The organism is Streptomyces sp. NPDC087901, assembly GCF_044742205.1.
Lineage (GTDB): Bacteria > Actinomycetota > Actinomycetes > Streptomycetales > Streptomycetaceae > Streptomyces.
Genome location: NZ_JBIUUC010000014.1, coordinates 191725 through 205838, shown reverse-complemented (window position 1 = coordinate 205838; position 14114 = coordinate 191725). Strand labels below are relative to the sequence as shown.

At 68.0% G+C, this 14114-nt stretch carries 12 protein-coding genes; 6 read left to right on the top strand and 6 right to left on the bottom strand.

Going from position 1 to position 14114, the window contains the following annotated elements; genetic code table 11:
* Positions 1 to 61: 61 nt before the first annotated feature.
* From ACIOEW_RS33080 to ACIOEW_RS33060, 5 genes are read left to right on the top strand one after another with little or no spacing between them, the layout of a single operon-like run.
* A complete protein-coding gene (locus tag ACIOEW_RS33080) occupies positions 62 to 1402 on the top strand; it encodes an ABC transporter substrate-binding protein (protein ID WP_362557690.1) in 1341 nt (446 codons plus the stop codon).
* Positions 1403 to 1405: 3 nt separating this feature from the next.
* Positions 1406 to 2359, top strand: coding sequence for a carbohydrate ABC transporter permease (locus ACIOEW_RS33075; protein WP_401968420.1), 954 nt, complete (start codon positions 1406 to 1408; stop codon positions 2357 to 2359).
* Positions 2360 to 2364: 5 nt separating this feature from the next.
* Positions 2365 to 3276, top strand: a complete 912-nt coding sequence (locus tag ACIOEW_RS33070; RefSeq protein WP_362557693.1) for a carbohydrate ABC transporter permease — start codon at positions 2365 to 2367, stop codon at positions 3274 to 3276.
* A 3-nt stretch (positions 3277 to 3279) separates the two neighbouring features.
* Positions 3280 to 4545, top strand: coding sequence for a 6-phospho-beta-glucosidase (locus ACIOEW_RS33065; RefSeq protein WP_401968418.1), 1266 nt, complete (start codon positions 3280 to 3282; stop codon positions 4543 to 4545).
* A complete protein-coding gene (locus ACIOEW_RS33060; protein ID WP_401968417.1) occupies positions 4536 to 5609 on the top strand; it encodes an N-acetylglucosamine kinase in 1074 nt (357 codons plus the stop codon). Before ACIOEW_RS33065 ends, ACIOEW_RS33060 begins: the two co-directional genes overlap by 10 nt.
* 402 nt (positions 5610 to 6011) lie before the next feature.
* Here ACIOEW_RS33060 and ACIOEW_RS33055 read toward each other — a convergent pair whose 3' ends face one another.
* The 6 genes from ACIOEW_RS33055 to ACIOEW_RS33030 form a co-directional block, all read right to left on the bottom strand.
* Positions 6012 to 6458 carry a hypothetical protein gene (locus ACIOEW_RS33055; RefSeq protein ID WP_401968414.1) on the bottom strand — a complete coding sequence of 149 codons (447 nt, stop codon included), beginning with the start codon at positions 6456 to 6458 and terminating at the stop codon, positions 6012 to 6014.
* Between the two features lie 19 nt (positions 6459 to 6477).
* The gene (locus ACIOEW_RS33050) at positions 6478 to 7560 is read right to left on the bottom strand and encodes a hypothetical protein (protein WP_401968411.1); all 1083 of its coding nucleotides are present in this window, start codon (positions 7558 to 7560) and stop codon (positions 6478 to 6480) included.
* Entirely contained in the window at positions 7557 to 9557 is a 2001-nt protein-coding gene (locus ACIOEW_RS33045; RefSeq protein WP_401968409.1) for a hypothetical protein, read from the bottom strand. The genes ACIOEW_RS33050 and ACIOEW_RS33045 overlap by 4 nt, the downstream gene beginning before the upstream one ends.
* Positions 9554 to 10309: a toll/interleukin-1 receptor domain-containing protein gene (locus tag ACIOEW_RS33040; protein ID WP_401968406.1), complete on the bottom strand. Its 756-nt coding sequence runs from the start codon at positions 10307 to 10309 to the stop codon at positions 9554 to 9556. The genes ACIOEW_RS33045 and ACIOEW_RS33040 overlap by 4 nt, the downstream gene beginning before the upstream one ends.
* A gap of 14 nt (positions 10310 to 10323) precedes the next feature.
* Entirely contained in the window at positions 10324 to 11616 is a 1293-nt protein-coding gene (locus ACIOEW_RS33035) for a helix-turn-helix domain-containing protein (RefSeq protein WP_401968403.1), read from the bottom strand.
* 731 nt (positions 11617 to 12347) lie between these two features.
* The gene (locus ACIOEW_RS33030) at positions 12348 to 12923 is read right to left on the bottom strand and encodes a TetR/AcrR family transcriptional regulator (protein WP_401968401.1); all 576 of its coding nucleotides are present in this window, start codon (positions 12921 to 12923) and stop codon (positions 12348 to 12350) included.
* A 74-nt stretch (positions 12924 to 12997) separates the two neighbouring features.
* Between ACIOEW_RS33030 and ACIOEW_RS33025 the strand changes: the two genes are divergently transcribed.
* Complete coding sequence (locus ACIOEW_RS33025) at positions 12998 to 14047, top strand: zinc-binding dehydrogenase (RefSeq protein WP_401968398.1); 1050 nt, start codon at positions 12998 to 13000, stop codon at positions 14045 to 14047.
* Positions 14048 to 14114: the final 67 nt, after the last annotated feature.

Sequence of the window (14114 nt, the reverse complement as noted above, 5' to 3'; positions counted from 1 at the left end):
CCCCTCACCACCCCCTCTTCCGTACTCCCCAGCGGGGGAGACCAGCGCAAAGGAAGTCGCCATGCAGCGATGGCGCATACGCACGTGCGTATCCGCGGCACTCGCCACGGCCGGACTGGTGTTGTCCGGCTGCGCCAACCCCGGCGTCGGCAGCGCCGAGGACGACGTCACCGCCCCCGTCACACTGAAGTTCTGGCACGGCTGGTCATCACCAGGTGAAGTGAAGGCGATCAACGATTCGATCGCCCGCTTCGAGAAGCTCCACCCGAACATCCATGTCCGGGCGACCGGCAACGTCTCCGACGCCACGGTCAACCAGGCCCTGCGGGCCGGCGGCGACAGCGCCCCCGATGTGATCACCTCGTTCACCACCAACAACGTGGGCCAGTACTGCGAATCCGGGATGTGGGCGGACCTCGATCCGTTCCTGCACAAGACCGGCGTCGACAAGACGAAGGTCTTCCCCAAGAGTCTTCTGCAGTACACGAGTTACGAAGGCAATCAGTGCGCGCTCCCGCTGCTCGCGGACGCGTTCGGCATGTACTACAACAAGGACGCGTTCCAGGAGGCGGGCATCACCCGCCCGCCGCGGACCATGTCGGAGTTCGTCAGCGACGCGAAGAAACTGACCGTGCGCTCCGGCAAGGGCTCGTACGAGCGGGTCGGATTCATGCCCAACTTCCGGCTGTACCAGAACAGTCCGGACCGTCTGCTCAGCCAGTGGGGCCCCACGTACTTCGACAAGGACGGCCACTCGGCCCTCGCCGGGCAGAAGGCGACGACCGACTTCTACCGAGTCGTCGGCGAACTGGCGGACGCGCAGGGCGGTTACGGCGCCCTGGAGGAGTTCCGCACCTCGTTCGGTGACGAGTCCTCCGCACAGAACGCCTTCCTCACCGGGAAGCTCGCCATGCACCTCGACGGCGAGTGGCGCGGTCTGATGCTGAACGAGGCCAAGGCGGACTTCGACTGGGGCGTGGCCCCGCTCCCGGTGCCCGACGACCAGGCGGACACGTACGGGCGCGGCTACCTGACCGGTACGGTCACCGGCATCGGCCACAGCAGCAAGCACCAGAACGCGGCCTGGGAGCTGGTCAAGTTCCTGACGACGGACACCCGTCAGGTGGTGGACTTCGCCAACGCGATCCACAACGTGCCCTCGACCTACGCGGCGCTGAAGTCGCCCGACCTGGACGCCGACCCGGCGTTCAAGGCGTTCATCGACATCGCGCAGAACAAGTACAGCCAAGCCATGCCGCAGTCCACCACCGGCGGCATGTACATCACGTCGCTGCAGGACTTCTCCTACTCCGCCGAGGCGGGACGGATCCCTGACCTGCAGAAGGGGCTGCGCGAGCTCGACGAACAGATCGACGCAGACACCCTTCAGTCGAAGAGCTGACCGATGCGGGAGCACCACACCATGGCCCTCACCCTTTCCCTGCCGACGCGGCGCAGACTGCGCACACTCGGCTTCCTCTCCCCGTGGCTGATCGGGTTCAGCGTCTTCTTCGCCTATCCGCTGGTCGCCACCGTCTACTTCTCCTTCATGCACTACAACCAGATCCAGCGGCCGACCTTCGTCGGCCTGCGGAACTGGACCTACGTCTTCGAGCAGATGCCGCTGTTCGGACCCGCCCTGTGGAACACCCTCTGGCTGGTCGTGATCATGGTGGCGCTGCGGGTGGTATTCGGGCTGACGCTCGGGCTGCTGATCACGAAGATCAAGACCGGCCCCGGCTTCTTCCGTACGGCCTTCTACCTCCCCTATCTGGCGCCTCCGGTCGCCGCGACGGTCGCCTTCGTCTTTCTCCTCAACCCGGCGACCGGGCCGGTCAACGGCATCCTCTCGGCCATCGGGGTCAACGGTCCGAACTGGTTCAACGACCCGAACTGGGCCAAGCCGTCCCTGGTCATGCTCTCGCTCTGGGGCATCGGCGACCTGATGGTGATCTTCATGGCCGCCCTGCTCGACGTACCGAAGGAGCAGTACGAGGCCGCCGAGCTCGACGGCGCGGGTACGTGGGCCAGGTTCCGCTACGTCACCTGGCCGTCGATCACACCGATCGTGATGTTCGCGGTGGTCACCGGCGTCGTCCAGACGATGCAGTACTACACGCAGGCCCTGGTGGCCGGGAAGCTCGCCTCCGGGGTCTCGATCGGCCCGGGCTCGGTCATCCAGCCCGGCTACCCGGACCACTCGACCCTCACTGTTCCGCAGCTCGTCTACTCGATGGGCTTCCAGAACTTCAACACCGGCGCGGCGTGCGTTCTGTCGCTCGTGCTGTTCGCCATCGCGATGGCCGTGACCATGCTGCTCATGCGTAAGCGCTCGGGCCTGCTCTCGGCGGAGGACTGATTCCGGTGACCACTACGACCATCGAAGCCCCGCCCGGCACCAGGGCCCCGTCCACCTCACGCGCGCAGGGCCCCGCGGCCGCGCGCGCCCGCCGCAAACGCGTGCTGAACTGGATCGCCGTCCACAGTGTGGCCCTGGCCGTCGCGCTGCTGTTCGTCCTGCCGTTCGTCTTCGTGTTCCTGACGTCCGTGATGAGCGATGCGCAGGCCATGAGCGGCGACCTGTGGCCCGACTCCTGGCACTGGGAGAACTACACGGCCGTCTTTCGTACGGAGGGCTTCCTCACCTGGTGGAAGAACTCGCTGATGTACGCCGGGCTCGGCACGCTCTTCACCGTCTGTTCGGCCGTCCCGGTCGCCTACGCGCTCGCCAAGTTCCGTTTCCGCGGCCGGCGAGGTCTCATGATCCTCGTCATCTCCACGATGATGCTCCCGCCCCAGGTCATCGTGATTCCCATGTACCTGGTGTGGGCCCAACAGTTCCACCTCTCGGGCACGTTGTGGCCGCTGATCATTCCGATGGCGTTCGGCGACGCCTACTCGATCTTCCTGCTGCGGCAGTTCCTGCTGACGATCCCCAAGGAGTACATCGAGTCGGCCCGCGTCGATGGCTGCGGGGAGCTTCGCACGCTGCTGACGATCATCGTCCCGATGGCCAAGCCGGGGATCGCCGCCATCGCGCTGTTCCAGTTCTTCTACTGCTGGAACGACTACTTCGGACCGCAGATCTACGCGGCCCAGAACCCCGCTTCCTGGACGCTGAGTTACGGACTGGAGTCGTTCAAGAGCGCCCATGCCGTCAACTGGAACCTGACCATGGCCGCGACGCTGCTCGTCATGGTGCCGGTCGTCATCGTTTTCTTCTTCGCACAGAAGGCCTTCGTCGAAGGCGTCACACTCACCGGAGTAAAGGGCTGATTGATGAAGCTCGCAGTAGTGGGTGGCGGGTCCACCTACACACCTGAACTGATCGACGGTTTCGCACGGCTGCGGGACACCCTGCCGGTCGAGGAGCTCGTGCTCGTTGACCCGGCGGCCGACCGGCTCGAACTCGTCGGCGGCCTGGCCCGGCGGATCTTCGCCAAGCAGGGCCACCCGGGGAAGATCGTCACCACCTCGGACATCGACGCGGGCGTCGCCGACGCCGACGCGGTCCTGCTCCAGCTGCGCGTGGGCGGCCAGGCCGCCCGCAACCAGGACGAGACGTGGCCGCTGGAGTGCGGCTGCATCGGCCAGGAGACCACCGGGGCCGGCGGCCTCGCCAAGGCCCTGCGCACCGTCCCGGTCGTGCTCGACATTGCCGAGCGCGTCCGGCGCACCAACCCGAACGCCTGGATCATCGACTTCACCAACCCGGTCGGCATCGTCACCCGCGCCCTGCTCCAGGCCGGCCACAAGGCCGTCGGCCTGTGCAACGTCGCGATCGGCTTCCAGCGCAAGTTCGCGCGGCTGCTCGATGTGACCCCCGGTGAGGTGCACCTCGACCACGTCGGGCTGAACCACCTCAGCTGGGAGCTCGGGGTGCGTCTCGGCGGCCCCGAGGGCGAGAACGTCCTGCCGCGGCTGATCGCCCAGCACGGCGACGCCCTCGCCGGCGACCTGCACATGCCGCGGGCGGTCGTCGACCGGCTCGGCGTGGTTCCCTCGTACTACCTGCGCTACTTCTACGCGCACGACGAGGTCGTGCGGGAGCTCGGCACCAAGCCCTCGCGGGCGGCCCAGGTCGCCGAGATGGAGAAGGAACTCCTCGCCATGTACGGGGACCCGGCGCTGGACGAGAAGCCCGCCCTGCTCGCCAAGCGCGGCGGGGCCTTCTACTCCGAGGCAGCCGTCGACCTCGCCTCGAGCCTGCTCGGCTCCGGCGGCTCACCCATCCAGGTCGTCAACACCGCCAACAACGGCACCCTGCCTTTCCTCCCCGACGACGCGGTCATCGAGGTCCAGGCCGCGATCGACGCGAAGGGGGCCACCCCGCTGCCCGTGCCGGAGCTCGACCCCCTGTACGCCGGTCTGATCGCCAACGTGACGGCGTACGAGGACCTGGCGCTGGAGGCCGCGCTGCGCGGTGGCCGCGACCGAGTGTTCAAGGCGCTGCTCGCGCACCCCCTGATCGGCCAGTTCGAGTACGCCGAGGCGCTCACCGACAAGCTGATCGCGCACAACCGGGAGCACCTCGCGTGGGCCTGACCGCTTCCCTCCTCGCCATCGACGCGGGGAACAGCAAGACGGACGTCGCTTGCGTGGCCGTTGACGGCACAGTCCTCGGTGCGGCCCGGGGCGGTGGCTTCCAGCCGCCCCGGGTGGGCGTCGAGCGGGCAGTGGACGTTCTCGCCGAAGCGGTCGAGCAGGCACTCGCGGCGGCGGGCGCCGCCGGCGTAGGGCATGTCTCCGCGTGCCTCGCCAACGCCGATCTCCCCGTCGAGGAGGCGCAGTTGGCGGAGGCGATCCGGCGCCGGGGCTGGGCCCGGAGCGTCGATGTACGCAACGACACCTTCGCGGTGCTGCGTGCCGGCCTGACGGAGGATGCCGAGCCGCGAGGTGTGGCCGTGGTGTGCGGCGCCGGGATCAACTGCGCGGGCATGCTGCCCGACGGCCGGACCGCGCGCTTTCCAGCCATCGGCCGTCTCTCCGGGGACTGGGGCGGGGGCAGCGGCCTGGCCGAGGAGGCGTTGTGGTTCGCCGCACGTGCCGAGGACGGCCGCGGCGAGCCCACCGCGCTGATGCGGACGCTGCCCGCGCACTTCGGGCTCCCGTCCATGTACGCGCTGATCGAAGCCCTGCACCTTGCGCACCTCGCACCGCACCGCAGGCACGAGCTGACGCCGGTGCTCTTCGCGACGGCCGCGGGCGGGGACCGGGTCGCGCGTGCCGTGGTGGACCGGATGGCGGACGAGGTCGTGGCGATGTCCACCGTCGCCCTTACCCGCCTCGGCCTGCTCACGGAGAAGGTGCCGGTACTCCTGGGCGGCAGCGTCCTGGCGGCCCGCCACGCACAGTTGGACGTCCGCATCCGCACCTTGATGGCGCAGAGGGCTCCGCAGGCCGAGGTGCGGGTGGTCGCCGAACGGCCCGTGCTGGGAGCGGTGTTGCTGGGGCTCGACGCATTGGGCGCGGACCCGGAGGCGTACGCCCGCTCCAGGGCCCACTACGGGACGACCACCGGAATCGCGGACCCATTGCGGTCCACCGGCCATCCGCACGCCTCGCACCGTTCCGACCACGGAGGCCGGGCCACCGTCACATCGGGGTAGCCGTCAGCTGCGCGGCATCAGCTCATCTCGGCCGATGCCGAACCGACTGTGTGACCTGGGGACGGAATCCGGATGGAGCTATCGGCTCCTCGGCCATGAGCGGCTTCGCCCGGAGAGTAGTGCGGGCCGGAGGGTTATGCCGCGCCTGGGTGATCAGGCGGCGCTTCAGCATGGCGAAGCCGGTCCTCACTCGCGCGGAGCGCTTGCGCTGGACAGTAGGGGCGGGGTTGTCTTTTGCGTAGTTGATGGACGCGAACGTCGATAACGCCAACCGTCAGGTGCGGCTGAGCTTTCTCGGTCAGTGAGTGGCTACGGGGGGACTGTAGAGGGGAAGTCCGGCCGCACCAATTGAAGTGATGCGCACGACTGCCCTCCGGTCAGTGAGATCGGTTCGCGCATATCTCAGTCCTGCACAGGAAAACCGGTGCCATGGACATGGAAAGTGAGCCCGGTGATCCGGCCTGACTGGATCACCGGGCCCTGCTGAACTCCGCCGTTGATGTTGTTGTGAACGGGTACCGGACGGGCCGCGGACGTGCTGACCATCTGCTGGAGACAGGCCAGCACCTCATGCAGTTCGTCGCTGGTGACAGAGGCCGTCTGTAGAAGCCTGTACAGCTGGTTGTGCCATCGGTCCGTGATCTCGCGGGTGGCTTGCGCGTCGCCGACGTCGGCGGCAAGCAGTCTGGTCCGTGCGGCGTCCAGTTCGGCGATCGTGGTGCCGCCTGCACCGGCACGGGAGAAGAGCCGTCCTACGAGTGCACGCGCCTGCGTCCAGGAGTCGGTGACGATGAGTGAGAGCAACGTGGTCGCTCCCGAGCCGGCGAGAGCGGAGAACTCGGCTTCCATTGCTTCCTCTTCTAGGGGTTCAGATCCCGGACGGCGGTCGGGTTGCGCCGCCGATGCTGTCCGGCGGCTCTCCGTCGACTGGGGTGAAGGCCGCCGGCGGGTCGAACCGGCTCACCAGATCGTCAGCCGTCTCGTGCTGGTCCTGGTCCCTGATGGCGTCGGCGAACTGCTTGGCCAGCAGCCTCTTTTGGGTGTCGGCGTCCTCGAATCCCAGAGCGTTCAGCGCGTCCGCGAGGTGGTCCGCGGCCGTCGGTGTTCGGCCGGATGGGGCTTCCTGTCCGTCCAAGGGCACCTGCCCGTCCTGCTCCTCACGCGGCTGAGGGATGAGGTCCCGCAGCCGTTCGGGTACGTCGGTGTCGTTGGCCGCGGAGGTGAGCCGGGCGAGCAGGCCGAGGTCTTCCACAGTCCTCTCCACCTGTTCGTCATTCTTGGCGAGCCACCAGACCACGGCGCTGCCGGTGTCCTTGAGTACGTCTTCGCCCAGGTACTTGCGCTTGCTCTGCTCGTACTTCCGCTGGTGCTCCCAGACAGCCTGGTCCTTGCGTACCCCGGCAAGGCTGTCCAGGCGTTCCTGGTCGTGCTCGTCCAGGGTGAGCCGCACATTCTCCGCCATGGCCTGGAGCTGTCCCGTGCTGTCAGGAAGCAGCGAGCTGAGGGCGCCGCTCAGCTCGTGCTGGACGAGTGAGACCCGGCTGGGCTCCCGCTGCTCGGTGATCGCTCGGGCGCGGTCCAGTACGGCTTCGGCTGCGAGGCCCGCCGGGTTGAGTACCCGGCCGGGACGCGACGCGTCGAGGGAGTACCAGCGAACGGTTGCGGAGATCAAGAAGTCGTAATCGGCCCATCGACTGGGAAGTGCCACGCGGGTGACCTGGTGATCCGTGCGCTCGATGGGAGCGGCCGTGATGTGCTCCTCGAAGGCCACCGGTACGGAGCCGCGGCGGTGCCCGGCGATCTTGAGGGCCAGGGCCGGGGCCGCTATGAGGAGCACCGCCAGTGCCGGCCATGCCCACGAGGGCCACCGCTCCGTCAGGCCGAGGATGATCAGTACCAGACCGCACAGGATGGTGAGGAAGACGGTTGTCGTTTTGCATCCGGTTGTCACCGTTCGGTCCCCCTGGGTGATGCCGCGCGCGGCGGTGTGGTCGGCCGGCTCCGGCGCTGAGCCGAGCAGATCTTCTGGAGCAGCAGATCGGTGGTGGACGCGGCGCACGAGGAGCCGCCGGGCGCGGTGTGCTCGGCGTCGCGGGCGGTGGAGTACAGCGACGCGAAGGCTGCACCGCGCCGGCTCTCGCACCGGTCGGCGGCCGCGACGAGGAGTTCGAGCAGGAGGCCACCCTGCCCGGCATCAGCCGCCGTGTGCATCCAGCGTTCCGCGTACGGCTGCCATGCCGGCCGAGGCAACCCCATCAATACGGCCTGCCAGCAGGTGGTCACGGAAGCCTGCACGCTCTTCTCTTCCACCAGCGCGTGCCCGCTGTCGTACGGGCGGGTCAGCGCCTCGGCGACGCCCGCCTGCAGGAAGATGTCGAGGTCGGCCTGCGAGAATTCGGAGCGTGCCAGCCGGTGGAGCAATCTACGCCTCAGTCGGTGGCTGGTCTCCACCAGGTCACTCAGCGCTTGCAACGCGCCGGAGGTGCTGTGCTCGCAGCGAGCCAGGTAGTACAGCCGGAGCATGGCTTGGTCGGGATGGCTGGCTGCGATGACGTCGGCACAGACACGGACCAGGACCTGTGCGTACTGCTCCTTCAGCTGTTTGCCGATGCACCACTGGTAGATCCAGCCGCGGAAGCTCCGTGCGTGCAAGGGGTCACCGAGACCGCAGGTGAGTGCCTGGACGGCGGCCTCCAGCCCGGCCCTGCTCGTGGCCGTCGTGCCCCAGGCTTCGGCCAGCGATGCCAGCCCTTCCGCGCGACCGGTCCGCAGATACTCACCGGCCAGCTTCGCCACGACGCCGTCGCGGAGTTCCTGGGTGATGTGGGCGTCGCTCAGGTCTACGCTGCGCGCGGTCCACATGCCCAGGTGCTGGCGAAGGTCGGGCATGTGGTCCCAGAAGTGGGCGCGGACGGCTGAGTCGTGGTCCAACTCCCTGAACCGCACGTGACCGTCCGGTCCCGCACCGGCGCCGGTCTCCACCAGGCGTTGGGAAAGATCCTTACGTTGGAGCAGTGGGAGCTCGTCGGGCGGCGAACCGACCGTGTCCAGCAGGAGTTGAGAAGTGCGGTGGATGACGTCGGCGTGAGCGCCATGGAGCATGGCGACGGTGATCAGCAGCGCTCTCTGAGAACTGTCGCCCAACCTGGCAACGAGGGCGGCGACCTCTTCCCGCCGGTCGGCCCGCGCTCGTTGGGCAGTCGTGCACCATTGCGCGAACCCTTCGCCCAATGCGGCGGCCTCGCGCGCCCGCCGTACCAGGTCGGCGAAGTCCGCGATTTCCCGCAGCGGCCTCTGCTCCCGCACCACATCCGCGACGGTGGGATCGGGGCAGAGGTACTGCTCGCTCGGCACCCCGTGCAGGCGAAGGTGCCGCCGCAGGACCCGCTCACGGCATGGCTGCTGAATCTCGACTCTGTACCGCTGGAGGTCGGAGTCGAGACCACCTCCATGAGGCATGACGACCACGAGATGTGCGTGCTGTTCGTGTACGCCCTTGCGGAGGGTGGAGAGGTCGGCCCGGGCGGCGGCCCATTGGACAGCGCCGGCAGCCGACAGATCCAGCAGCAGCCGGTCTCCGAATCCGATCAGCTCCGGGTCAGCGAGGGGCAGCTCGCCTTCCTCGCCCGGCAAGAGTTCCCGGAAGGCGCCGACGTCCTTGTGATGTTCGCGCAGGAGTACGCGGGCCGCCGAGGTCCGGCCGCTGCCAGGTGCCCCGTCCAGGATCACGGTGCCGGTGCTGGCCAGTTCGAAGCGGGCGCTCCCCATACCCGGCGGAGCGACTAGCACGCGCCGCAGCCACGCGAGCTGGTCGTCGGCGACACGCCGGAATGAAATTCTGCCCGAGCCCGGCCGGTCGGCGCCGATGGTGACGTACATGTCCCCGGTGCCGTTGTGCAGGGGCCCGTTGGTGCCCGTGACCCGCGTACTGCCACTGCGTACGCTCACCGGTCGTCGTCCTCGTGCGCGCCGGGTTCACCGAACCGGTGCCGGATGTCACCGTGGTGGTCGCCCTCGAAGTACGTCATGCCGTTACCCGAGAAGTGCCGACCGCCCGACTCATTGCGGGAGTTCTGGTAGATGTCGCCCTGACCCGTGTGGACGGGCCCGGTGGACCCTTTGACGACGATACTGCCGACATCGCCGGTGAAGTCATGGCTCTGTACGGCCGCTCCGCTCACATCCCCGATCGAGTTTGTCACCGAATCGGGTGCGAACGGAGAGGCGATGTCCCGGTCCAAGTCACGCAAACCCGGGACCATGTCGGCCACCACGTCGCCGAGGCGTTTGAGGCCTGTCTCTGTGTCCTGTGTGCTGAAGGGGATGGACTGGATCTCCGCGAGCCAGGCCAGTTCGTCCGGCAGGTCGGCCTTGGTCAGCCGGTCCGTCTTTCGGCCGTCCAGTACGGGGACGACGGGAAGCTCACAGGCGAACGCCTCCGTGATCTCCTTGCGAACCCAGTCCTCGGGATCGCGCAGCCGGGCCTGGAAGTTCGTCCAGTCCGGGCCGATGACAGCCAGCAGCACAGCGCTGCGACGCAGGCCGCTCAGCAGTTCATCGGGGTATGCCTGGCCGGGAGCGATGGACTTTGATGCGCGGAAAATCCGGGCGCTGCCGAAGCGACGCGAAAGCTCCTGATCGATCAGGGCGGCGGTCTTCTCGCCGTCCCCTGTCCGATAGTTGATGAATACGTCGGTCATCGCTGATCCTCTCCTCAGGATGTGGGCGGGCGCGTCAAGGTGCCGAGGCGCGGAGCAAGTCGGCGTACGGCAGCGTGCGTGGGACGCCGAGCCAAGAGGCGGGCGAGGCGCCGAAGATCGATCGTGACCGTCGCGGACCGGACTGCGGCGACGCCGTCGAGAAGCCGCTCCGTCACCGCACAGGCGTGATCGATTTCGCCGCCCGATGCGTAGGCCAACGCCCGCCGTACCCCGTACCGCACCTGGGTGCGGACCGCGTCGCGGGAGACCAGGGCGAGCTGCCGGTCGAGTTCCTCTGCGGCCTCCCGCGGGCGCCCGAGGTCGACCAGGCACCAGCCGGTGACCATGCCGACCGAGTCGGGCAGGTGCATGCTGCCGATCACCGGGGTGCCGGCGCCGCCGTCCTGGTGGGCAAGGAGCGTGCGCGCCCGCTCCAGAGCGCGCAAACAGGCGTCACGATCGCCTGCCAGGGCGTGTCCTTGGGCCTCGCGTTGCGCCGCCAGTCCGCGAATCCGCGGTGGCAGCGTGCCGCACTGGGCCCGCTGTGCCAGGGCGACGGTCTGCGCCGCGTCATCCTGGTACAACGTGATCAGCGCCCTGCGGACCAATGCGTAGCCACCCAGCGCGCGGTCGCCGCCGGCAGCCGCCAGATCGACCGCGCGCCGTGTCCACCACAACGCCGCACGCTCGTCCCCTGTTTCCTGCATCAGCCAGCCCACATATTCGGCATAGCGGGAGCCGAGCGCCAGGAGATCCCGGCGGGTGCTGTCATCGGCATGCACGGACAGTTCCCGCAGCGTGTGGGTCTGGGCGATCAGGCCGGGCAGCAGAAGTCCGGGCTCAACGTTCTGACCCAGACGCCGGTAGTGCGTGAACAGAGAGCGGGATGCCTCCAGCATGCCCGCACCTGAAGCCTGGGAGACCGGCCCCGGGCTGCCCGTGCTCAATCTCATCAACGAGGCGGCGCCGGCCCCCACGACCTGTCGCCGTCCTAATGGCTGGAACCAGCTCGGGCCGTCGGGTGACAACTGCATGGTCCACTCCTCCTCATCAATCTCGTCGGGAGTCTGCACAAGCGGTGTGTCGGCAACAGGTCTGGTGTCCAGGGCGACAAGTGCTCCGTCGGCCTGGAGGACTGCGTCGCACAGTCGGACGAGATCGCGGCTGGGCGCCTTGAGGCCTCGTTCGACCTTGCTCAGCTGCGCCTTGCTGTAGTGCACGGCTCCAGACAATGCGGTGAGGCTGAGTCCTGCGTCCAGACGACGCTTCCTCAGCTCCTCGCCGAACCCGGTGGACGGCTGTGGCATGGGAACCTCCAGAACCGATCCGTCCAGGCGAAGGCGTTCGCAGGTAAGCGTGCGGCAGACCCAGCCGGACGGACAAGGTGATCGATGCTGTTTCCCGTTTCCTTCTCCGCAGGTGAGGGGCGCTACTCCCCGAATCGAGAGCTGCTTGGGGCGTGGCGATCACCGAGGTGCCGCTCGTGCGCCCCTTCACCCCACGGACGCACACCGCCAGGGAGTAAAGGGCGGGACAGAGAGGTTCACCGAAAACTTTGAAGTCGTCAGCGAGAACACCGCACAGGAACACGCGGGCAGCACGAACATCGAACGCGCCCATAACAGGATTGCCACGCCGTGTGGGGTGGAGACACGGCCTCCGCCTCACACCCGATCCGTCAGTTCTGCGCATCCATGGAGCGCAGCAGCTTCAGTAATCCCTATGCCGACGGCAGTTGGTCGCGGCAAGGGGACGACCCGGGCTGATGCGCAGGCTGGTGTGAAACTGGCGGCACTCGTCGAGCGCAACCAGGAGGGACTCAGACCTGACCACCGGCTGGGTGCTGCCGGCTGCCCCACAGGACCTCGCGACCGGCGCACAGGTGCCGCTGGCCGTCTCGCGGAGCATCCGCAGCATCCGCTCTGCGGAACTGCTCAGGGCCGCGATGCCTGAAGGTGACCGGCGAAGGCCGCCAAGCAGGACGGGCAGCCGGAGTACCCGCTACAGGAACTCCGGCTGCCGGACCTGTCGTAACGCGCTACTGGCGGGGCGATGTACTGGCTTGAACCAGGACTCGTGCCAGGTCAGTGCTCTCCGGAAGGCTGTCGAGCGAGAGGGGCTGGGTGGCGAGAGCGCCCTCGTGGAGCACGAGGAGTTGGGTGGCGAGGGTGGCCGGGCGCGAGCAGCCCGCCACGGCGGCTAGTTCCTTGAACAGGTTCAGCAGCCAGAGCTTCTGGTTCGCGGCGATGCGGTATGCGGGATGTGAGGGGTCCGGGAGTTCGGCCAGCGCGTTGATGAAGGCGCACCCGCGGGTGTTGGTCTCGCTCCATGTCCGCAGTGCCTCGAAGGGGGCGGTGACGGCCTTGGCGGGAGTGTCGCCGGCGTCGACGGCGGCACGGACAAGCGACCGCCAGCGCTGGTCGCGTTCCGTGAGATAGGTCGCCACGAGGTGGTCTTTCGAACCGAACTGGTTGTACAGGGTTCGCTTGGTTACCCCTGAGTGCTCAGCGATCAGGTCCACGCCGACCGCTGTGATGCCGCGGTTGTAGAACAACTCGTCGGCGGCCGCCACGATGCGACGGCCGGCCGGCGTCAGAGGCCGCACTTCCTGCACGACGGCTCCCTTCACTGATCGGTGTACGGTGGGGGAGGTTTACAGATCAGTATACCTGCGAGGAGGTTCAGACGATGGGTGTGTCCGATTTCATGCGAGCGGTGCGCATCACCAGGCACGGAGGACCGGAGGTCCTTGAGCTGACGAAGGTTGCCGTCCCTGCCCTTCAGGCAGGGGAGATGCTGGTCCAGGTCGCCGCGGTGGCGCTGAACAACACCGACCTGTGGACCCGGGAGGGCGCCTACGGCCGCCCGGACGACCCGAAGGCGCTGTCGGGCTGGCGGGGCCCGATCGACTTCCCGCGCATCCAGGGCGCAGACGTGGCCGGCCGGGTCATGGCAGTCGGGACCGGCGTGGACGGGAGTCTCGTCGGACGCCGAGTGGTCGTCGACCCCGCGATCTACGACGCCGAAGGGCCGGATGCCAACCCGGTGGGCCTGATGGGCAGCGAACGCGACGGCGGGTACGCCGAGTACGCGACAGCGCCGGTGAAGCGTGTGCACGACGTGACCGAATCTCCGCTCACCGACGACCAGCTCGCGACGTTGCCGACCGCCTACGGCACGGCGCTGGGCATGATCGAGCGAGGCAGGCTGCAGAAGGGAGAAACCGCCCTGGTCTCGGGAGCGTCCGGCGGCGTCGGCATCGCGCTGGTGCAGATCGCCCGAGCGCGCGGCGCAAGGGTGATCGCCATCAGCAGTGGACCCAAGATCGACGCGGTTCGCGAAGCGGGCGCGCACGAAGTCATCGACCGTGCAGGCGACCTCGCCGAGCAGATTCGCGCCGCGGCCCCGGAGGGCATCGACGTCGCACTCGACGTCGTGGCCGGCGAGCTGGTGAGTGAGGGGCTTCCGCTGCTGCGCGAAGGGGGCCGGTGGGTCATCGCCGGCGCACTCGGTGGATACGGCGTGACCTTTGATGTGCGCCGTCTCTACCTGCACAACGCCCAGGTGATCGGTTCCGCGATGCACACGCCCACGCATTTCGATCTCCTCATGGACCTGGCTCGTCGGGCAGAGGTCCAGCCCGTCATCGCGGCGACCTTCTCGCTGGACCAGGCCGCTCAGGCGCAGGAAGAACTCTCCCGCAGGGGGCATGTGGGAAAGATCGTCATGCGCCCCTGAGTTCCATCCGACGGATCACGGGCGGAGCCATGAGCGGACCGCCGCGGCGGTGACGGTGCCGTGGAAG

What these genes read in the sequence shown, in the direction of transcription:
- ACIOEW_RS33080 (WP_362557690.1), top strand. Translation starts at nt 62, where the DNA reads ATGCAGCGATGGCGCATACGCACGTGCGTATCCGCGGCACTCGCCACG.
- ACIOEW_RS33075 (WP_401968420.1), top strand. Translation starts at nt 1,406, where the DNA reads ATGCGGGAGCACCACACCATGGCCCTCACCCTTTCCCTGCCGACGCGG.
- ACIOEW_RS33065 (WP_401968418.1), top strand. Translation starts at nt 3,280, where the DNA reads ATGAAGCTCGCAGTAGTGGGTGGCGGGTCCACCTACACACCTGAACTG.
- ACIOEW_RS33055 (WP_401968414.1), bottom strand. Translation starts at nt 6,458, where the DNA reads ATGGAAGCCGAGTTCTCCGCTCTCGCCGGCTCGGGAGCGACCACGTTG.
- ACIOEW_RS33040 (WP_401968406.1), bottom strand. Translation starts at nt 10,309, where the DNA reads ATGACCGACGTATTCATCAACTATCGGACAGGGGACGGCGAGAAGACC.
- ACIOEW_RS33035 (WP_401968403.1), bottom strand. Translation starts at nt 11,616, where the DNA reads ATGCCACAGCCGTCCACCGGGTTCGGCGAGGAGCTGAGGAAGCGTCGT.
- ACIOEW_RS33025 (WP_401968398.1), top strand. Translation starts at nt 12,998, where the DNA reads ATGGGTGTGTCCGATTTCATGCGAGCGGTGCGCATCACCAGGCACGGA.